The organism is Rhodoplanes azumiensis, assembly GCF_042682915.1.
Classification (GTDB): domain Bacteria; phylum Pseudomonadota; class Alphaproteobacteria; order Rhizobiales; family Xanthobacteraceae; genus Rhodoplanes; species Rhodoplanes azumiensis.
In genome coordinates this window covers 1-7492 of sequence record NZ_JBHUIW010000055.1, presented here as the reverse complement: position 1 = coordinate 7492, position 7492 = coordinate 1, and the positions used below count along the sequence as shown (strand labels likewise).

Below are 7492 nucleotides of genomic sequence, written 5' to 3'. Positions count from 1 at the left end.
GAATCAATGCCGTGCACCTCTTCAAGCACAATCCGTGCCGGACAGCCGTGGGACGCGCCCGGCCGTGACGGAATCAGAGATCGGAGCAGGCTCTGACATGACCACCATCCGCGACTGGATCGGCTTCTGGGACAGCCCGCACTCGATCTACGTGAACGCGCGGCACATCGACGTGCATTATCGCGACATCGCCACGGCGATCGCCGGCTTCGTGCCGGGGCCGAAGGCGCGCGTGCTCGACTTCGGCTGCGGCGAGGCGCTGCATTCCGACACGGTGGCGAAGGTCGCCGGCACCGTGGTGCTGTCGGACGCCGCGCCGAGCGTGCGGCGGAACCTCTCCGAGCGATTCGCCCATGTGCCGAACATCGTGGTCGCGAGCCCCGAGGAGCTGAAGGCGATGCCGCCGGGCTCGTTCGACCTGATCGTCGCCAACTCGGTCGTGCAGTATCTGACGCGCGATAGTCTCGACGGTCTGCTCGCCGACTGGCGTCGCCTGCTCGCGCCCGACGGCGTGCTGATCGTCGCCGACGTGATCCCGCCCGACGTCGGCGCGGTGAGCGACCTTTTCGCGCTGCTGCGCTACGCCGCCGCCAACGGCTTCCTGATCGCCGCGCTGGTCGGCGTCGTGCGGACCGCGCTCTCCTCCTACAGCAAGCTCCGCCAGCAGCTCGGCATCGCCAAGTACACCGAGGCCGAGTTCCGCGACATTCTCGCGACGGCCGGCTTCACGGCCGAGCGCCTGCCCGGCAACATGGAGCACAATCCGGCCCGCATCAGCTTCCGGGCTCGGCCGAGGAATTGAACCCTCTGGTCTTCATTCCGGAGCGCGGGCGAAAGCCAGCGAACCCGGAATCCAGCCGAACATGAAGAGTTCGCGTCTGGACTCCGGGTTCGCACCGTCGGTGCGCCCCGGAGTGACCGAGGCCGTCAGCACACGCAGGATCGTGACTTCCGGCACCGCCCCGGAACCACCATAGTTCCGGTGTTCCGGAAGAACGACGGCCCGCAAGGCGCGGGTCACGGCGGCGGTGACGAATGCCTCATACCTTGCTGACGATCGTGCTCGGAGCGGCGGTCTATCTCGGCCTGACCGCGATCGCGCCATCCGCCGGAACGGAGGAATCGCCCGAGGCGCGGCCGCCGGCCGCCCGCAAGAGCGGCACGATCCTGCACGAGCACGGCCGAGACCGGCCCGATCCCTACGACTGGCTGGCGAACCGCGACGACCCCGCCGTGCGGGCGCATCTCGAAGCCGAGAACGCCTATGCGGAGCGCAGGCTCGCGCCGATCAAGCCCCTGATCGACGAGATCGCCGGCGAGCTGAAGGCCCGCAACGCCCCGTCGAACGCCAGCGTGCCGTATCGTGACGGCGATTTCCTCTACGAGCGGCGTTTCGCCGAGGGCGCCCAGTATCCCGTCATCCTGCGCCGGCGCGACGTCCCCGGCGCGGCCGAGGAGATCGTGCTCGACGTGCCGGCGCTGGCCGCCGGCCACGCCATGTACCGGCTCGGCCGCTGGCAGCCGAGCCCGGACGGCCGGCGCGTCGCCTTCATGGTCGACTTCACGGGCGACCGGCAGAACCGGCTGTTCGTCCGCGACATCGCGACCGGCGCCGTGACCGAGCAGGGCATCACCGACGGCGCCGAGAGCTTCGCCTTCGCAGCCGACTCGGCGACGCTGTTCTACGTCCGGCGCGAGCCCGTGACGCTGCGCGGCCATCAGGTCTGGCGGCACCGGATCGGCACGTCCCCCGACACCGACGTGCTGGTCTACGAGGAGCGCGACCCGACCTTCAGCGTCGCCGTGAGCCGGAGCAAATCACGTCGCTACATCCTGATCGAGAGCGACCAGGAGCTGACCAGCGAGGTCCGCTGGCTCCGGGCGGATCAGCCGGAGGGCGAATTCCGGGTCGTCGAGCCGCGCCGCCCGGGGCTACGCTACGAGATCGATCACGCCGGCGACACCGTGTTCGTGCGCACCGATCTCGACGCGCCCGACTTTCGCATCATGACGGCACCGGAGGCATCGCCCGGCGCAGCAAACTGGCGCGAGCTGGTGCCGCAGCGGAGCGGCGCCGTGATCCGCCGGATGGAGCCGTTCCGCGACTTCCTCGCCTACGACGTGGAGGACCAGAACGGCATCGGCATCAGGGTGATGCGGTTGTCGGACCGCAGCGACACCGCGGTGCCGCAGCCGGAGAGGATCGGCGTCGCCACCTCGGCGTTCTTCTTCGGCGCCTTCGGCGGCAACCGCGAGCCCGACGCGCGCGTGCTGCGCTTCCGCTTCTCGGCGCCGCTGATCCCGGAGCGCACCTACGACTACGACATGGTGGCCGGCACGCTGACGTTGCTGCGCGAAGAGACGACCGGCTGGTTCCGGCCCGACGACTATGCGGTCGCGCGCATCGAGGCGACCGCGCCGGACGGCGAGCGCGTGCCGGTGACGCTCGTCTGGCGCAGGAGCCTGAAGCGGCCCGGCGGCAACCCGACCCTGGTCGTCGGCTACGGCGCCTACGGCTTCAGCCAGCGGCCGGTGTTCAACGAGAACGCCTTCAGCCTGATCGACCGCGGCTTCGTCCATGCGATGGCGCATGTGCGCGGCGGCCACGAGAAGGGCGAGCGCTGGCATCGCGAAGGCCGCGGCCTCATGAAGCGCAACAGCTTCACGGATTTCATCGCGGTCGCCGAGGCGCTGGTCGCGCAGGGCTACGCGGACCGCCGCGCCCTGTTCTCGCGCGGCGGCAGCGCCGGCGGGCTCTTGGTCGCCGCATCGGCCAATCTGCGGCCCGACCTGTTCGCCGGGATCGTCGCCGAGGTGCCGTTCGTCGACGTGGTGACGACCACGTCGGACCCGTCGATCCCGCTCACCACGCTGGAATGGGTCGAGTGGGGCAACCCGAAGAACCCGGCCGAGTACGAGAGCATGCGGGCGTGGTCGCCCTACGACAACGTCACGGCGACGGCCTATCCGGCCATGTTCGTCACCACCGGCTGGCACGACAGCCAGGTGCGCTACGCCGAGCCGGCCAAATGGGTCGCGCGGCTGCGCGCCACCAAGACCGACGACCGCGAGATCGTCTTCAAGACCGACATGGGGGCCGGCCATTCCGGCCGCTCCGGCCGGCTGGGCACCGTGCAGGAGAGCGCCGAGATCATGGCCTGGCTGGTGGCCCAGGCGGAGCGGGCGACGGGGCGGTAGATATCGGCTCGGCCCGCCGGTGCTCGATGGCCGAAGGCATTGCCGCATCCACGAGATCCGTCTCGGCGGTGGACAGCGTCCCCGAACAGCGCCCGGCACCACCGAACAAACCGCGAATGCGCTAGGATCGCGGCCGCGATTCGGCGCGCCGCGCCCACGCTTCGCCGAACGTCGTCATTCCGGGACGGCGCGAAGCGCCGGACCCGGAATCCAGCCGCGGGCCCGGCCATGATGGCTGGATTCCGGATTCGCAGGCCTTTGGCCTGCGCCGCGGAATGACCGAGGGTGAGCGGGTCCATGCGTTTCGTCCACACCGCCGACTGGCAGATCGGCAAGTCCTTCGTCCGCTTCGGCGACAAGGCGGAGGCGTTCCGGGCGGCGCGGCTCGACGCCGTCGAAGCGATCGGCCGACTCGCCGTCGCCGAGGGCTGCGGCCACGTCCTGGTCGCCGGCGACGTGTTCGACAGCGACAGCCCGACCAACGTGACATTGCGCGCGCCCATCGAGCGCATGCGCGGCTTCGCGGGGGTCGGCTGGCACCTGCTGCCCGGCAACCACGACGCCCATCGGCCGGGCGGGCCATGGGAGCGGCTCGTCGCCCTCGGCCTGCCGGCCAACGTGCGCGTCCACGTCTCGCCCGAGCCGGTCGCCCTCGGCGACGGCGCCGTGCTGCTGCCCGCGCCGCTGACCAGCCGGCACGAGACCCGCGACCTCACCGCCCGCATGGACGACACCGCGACCCCGGAGGGCGCGATCCGCATCGGCCTCGCCCACGGCGCCGTCACCCGCTTCGGCACGCCGGACGACGAGGGCGAGGCGGCGAACCAGATCGATCCCGGCCGCGCCGAGAAGGCCGGCCTCGACTACCTGGCGCTCGGCGACTGGCACCGCACCCGCCAGATCGGCCCGCGCACCTGGTACGCCGGCACGCCGGAGCCCGACCGCCACGACAGCCAGCCGGTCGGGACCGCCCTCGTCGTCGGCATCGCGCAGGCCGGCGCCCCGCCGACCGTCGAGCCACGTCCGGTCGGCACCTATCGTTGGGCCACCGACACGTTCGACCTCGCCGACACCGACACGCTCGCCGCCCGCGAGGCGGTGCTGCGCAACGCGCACGATCCCGTCTCGAAGCTGGTGCTGCGGCTGAAGATCGGCGGTGCGCTCTCGATCGCGGCACGCCGGACGCTCGACGAGTGGCTGGAGCGGCTGCAGGCGTCAGTGTTCCATCTCGCCACGGCGCTGTCGCTCGCCATCCGGCCCGACGCCGCCGACCTCGAGCGCATCGACTTCGACGGCGTGCTGCGCCGGGTCGCCGAGCGCCTGAAGGCGCGCGCCGCCGACCCGGCGCTTACGGCGGCCGAGCGGCAGATCGCCGAGGACGCGCTGCTCGCCCTCTATCTCGAAGCGACGGCGTGAGGGCGCGGTCATGATCATCACGCATCTCGCCGTCTCGGGCGTCGGCCGCTTCCGCACCCGCCACGTCGTGCGTGGCCTCGGCGCCGGGCTCAATCTCCTGTGCGCGCCGAACGAGGCCGGCAAGTCGACGCTGTTCCGCGCCCTCACGCTGGCGCTGTTCGCCCGCCACGGCAGCAAGACCGAGGAGATCCGCCGGCTGGAGACTCTCGGGGCGGAGCTGCCGGCCTGCGTCGAGGTCGGCTTCCAGCGCGGCGGCGCCGAGTTTCTCCTGAAGAAGTCGTTCCTGCGCGCCACCGGCGCCAAGCTCCTCAAGAACGGCGCCCTGGTCGCCGACGGCCGCGCCGCCGACGAGGCGGTGTGGACGGCGCTCGATCTTTCGCCCGGCACCTCGGCCGCCGAAGAGGCGGCGTTCGGGCTCCTGTGGGTGCGGCAGGGCCAGTCGTTCACCCCGGCGACCCCGAGCGACGGCACCCGCGCCCTGCTGTCCCGCGTCATCGAGGCCGAGGTCGGCGAGGTCTTGGGGGGCGAACGCGGCGAGCGCGTGCTGAAAAGCGTGACCGACCAGCTCGCATTGGACGAGACCGCCAGAGGCCAGCCCAAGGTCGGCGGCGCCTGGAAGGCCGCCCTCGACCGCCGCGCCGAGGCGGAGGCGACGCTGGCATCGCTGCGGGCGACGCTGGCCGGCCTCGAGGCCGACCGGACCGCGCTCGCCGACAAGCTGCGCGAGCGCGACATGCTGGCCGATCCGGCCGAGATCGCCCGCCAGAAGTCCGACCGCGACGCGGCGCTCGCCGAGCGCGACCAGTCCGTGAAGGCCGAGCAGGCGGCCCAGCAGGCCGAGACCGAGGTGGCGCAGCGCGAGCTGGCGCTCGACCGCGCCCGCAAGAGCCACGAGGAGCTGATCGGGCTCGACCAGCGCATCGCCAAGACCCGCGACAAGATCGCGACGCTGACCCGACGCGTCGCCGAGCAGGCCGACGCAAGGGCCGCCCAGGCGGCCCGCCTCGCGACACAGGAGCAGGCGTTCGCGGCGCTTGCGAAGGAGCTCGCCGCGGCTGAGCGCACCGTCGACCGGGCGCGGCGGCAGGAGATCGCGGCGCGCGAGGCCGAGCGCGTGGCGGAGCTGTCGACGCGGCTCGGACAGGCGCGCGAGCTGCGCGAGGCGATCGCCCGCATCAGGCATCTGATCACGACCATCGCGGTCCCGGCGGACGCCATCCAGGCGATCGAGACCGCCATGCAGGCGCTCGATGCCGCCCGCGCCCGCGCCGAGGCGAAGGCGCCACGGGTGAGAATCACGGTCGCACCGGCCGGTCGCGGCCGCATCACCTGCGCGGACGCTACGGTGGACGGCACGCGCGACGTCGCCGCCGTGACGCCGCTGACGATCGCGGTCGGCGATCTCGCGACGATCGAGGTCGTGCCGGCGGCCTCCGACGACGACGCCGCGATCGACGCCGCCCGGCAGGCGCTCGACACGGCGCTGCGCACGGCCGGGGTCGCCTCGCTCGCCGAGGCGCACGAGCGCCGGGCCAAGGTGGCGGATCTGCAGACCGAGGGACGTGGCCTCGCGGCCGAGCTGGCCGCGATCGCGCCGGTGCCTGCCAAGGGGGCCAAGGAGGACGGCATCGCGGCGCTGGAACGGGCGCTCGCGGAGGCGCAGGCGAGCCTCGACGCCGGCGTCGCGGCCGGCCTCGACGGCACCGCCCTGCCCGATCGTGACGCCCTGGTGCGAGCCCGGGTCGAGGCGGAGGCGGCGCGCGATCGCTTGCGCCGCGCCCATGCCGACGCGCAGTCGGCCGTGCTCGCGGCGCGCAGCGAGACGGAGGCCGAGACGCTGCGTCTGCAGGCGGCGCAGCTCGACCTCGCCGATCAGCAGGGCAAGCTCGCCGAGGATCTCGCGATCTGCCCGGACGACCGGCGCGTCGACCGGCTGGCGCGGCTCGCCGCCGACGCGGCGCAGGCCCGCGCCGGCTTCGAGGCCGCCGCCGCGCGGGCAAAGGAGCTGCGCGCCGCGGTGCCGACCGCCGACAGCCGTGTCGCCCTCGAGGCGCGGGTGAAGCGCCTGACCCAGGCGATCGACGGTCGCGAGAAACGTCTCGCCGAGGTCGAGCGCGAGATCGCCAACCTGCAGGGCCGCGTCGCCACCCGGGGCGGCGAGGGCCTGGGCGAGCGCGAGGCCGAGACCGCCGAGACGCTCGCGCTCGCCGAGACCGAGGTCGCCGCGATCGAGCGCCGGCTGGCGGCGCTGCGGCTGCTGCGCGACACGCTGACCGAGAGCCGCCGTGCCGCCCGCGACAGCTATCTCGGGCCGGTGAAGACCGCGATGCGGCCGTATCTGCACGCGCTGTTTCCGGGCGCCGAGGCGGCGCTCGACACCGGCTTCTCGATCGACGCGCTGACCCGGGCGGGCGCCGGCGAGCCGTTCACCCAGCTCTCCGACGGCACCCGCGAGCAGGTCGCCATCATCGTGCGGCTGGCGCTCGGGCGGCTGCTCGCCGAGCGCGGCCAGGCCGTGCCCGTGGTGCTCGACGACTCGCTCGTCTTCTCCGACGACGACCGCATCGAGCGGATGTTCGACGTGCTCACCCAGGCCGCCGAGAAGCAGCAGATGATCGTCCTCACCTGCCGCAGCCGCGCCTTCCTCAACTGCGGCGGCCGAGCCCTGACGATCGAGCCCGACGAGGGATGACACAAGCCCGGCACAGCAGGCCTGTCGGTCCTGGCGCTCCCTCCCCCCTTGTGGGGGACGGACAGGGAGGGGGGTACGCCGCGAATGCCGGCGCACTTGGCACCCGCCTCCCCGCTTCTCCCCCGCGCGCGGGCTACGGCATGCACAGATCTTGTTGCGACGGATTGACTCGGGGCGGCAGGAGGC

4 protein-coding genes are annotated in these 7492 nt (G+C 72.7%); all 4 read left to right on the top strand.

Features of this window, described 5'->3' with window-relative positions; all coding sequences use genetic code 11:
* Window positions 1–97 precede the first annotated feature (97 nt).
* Window positions 98–802, top strand: a complete 705-nt coding sequence (locus ACFSOX_RS23435) for a class I SAM-dependent methyltransferase (RefSeq protein ID WP_378480236.1) — start codon at window positions 98–100, stop codon at window positions 800–802.
* 233 nt (window positions 803–1035) lie between these two features.
* Window positions 1036–3198: a S9 family peptidase gene (locus tag ACFSOX_RS23430; RefSeq protein ID WP_378480235.1), complete on the top strand. Its 2163-nt coding sequence runs from the start codon at window positions 1036–1038 to the stop codon at window positions 3196–3198.
* 297 nt (window positions 3199–3495) lie between these two features.
* On the top strand, window positions 3496–4614 hold the full coding sequence (locus ACFSOX_RS23425; RefSeq protein ID WP_378480234.1) for a metallophosphoesterase family protein: 1119 nt from the start codon (window positions 3496–3498) through the stop codon (window positions 4612–4614).
* 10 nt (window positions 4615–4624) lie between these two features.
* Window positions 4625–7306, top strand: a complete 2682-nt coding sequence (locus tag ACFSOX_RS23420; protein WP_378480233.1) for an AAA family ATPase — start codon at window positions 4625–4627, stop codon at window positions 7304–7306.
* The last annotated feature ends 186 nt before the right edge of the window (window positions 7307–7492 follow it).

What these genes read in the sequence shown, in the direction of transcription:
- ACFSOX_RS23435 (WP_378480236.1), top strand. Translation starts at nt 98, where the DNA reads ATGACCACCATCCGCGACTGGATCGGCTTCTGGGACAGCCCGCACTCG.
- ACFSOX_RS23430 (WP_378480235.1), top strand. Translation starts at nt 1,036, where the DNA reads ATGCCTCATACCTTGCTGACGATCGTGCTCGGAGCGGCGGTCTATCTC.
- ACFSOX_RS23425 (WP_378480234.1), top strand. Translation starts at nt 3,496, where the DNA reads ATGCGTTTCGTCCACACCGCCGACTGGCAGATCGGCAAGTCCTTCGTC.
- ACFSOX_RS23420 (WP_378480233.1), top strand. Translation starts at nt 4,625, where the DNA reads ATGATCATCACGCATCTCGCCGTCTCGGGCGTCGGCCGCTTCCGCACC.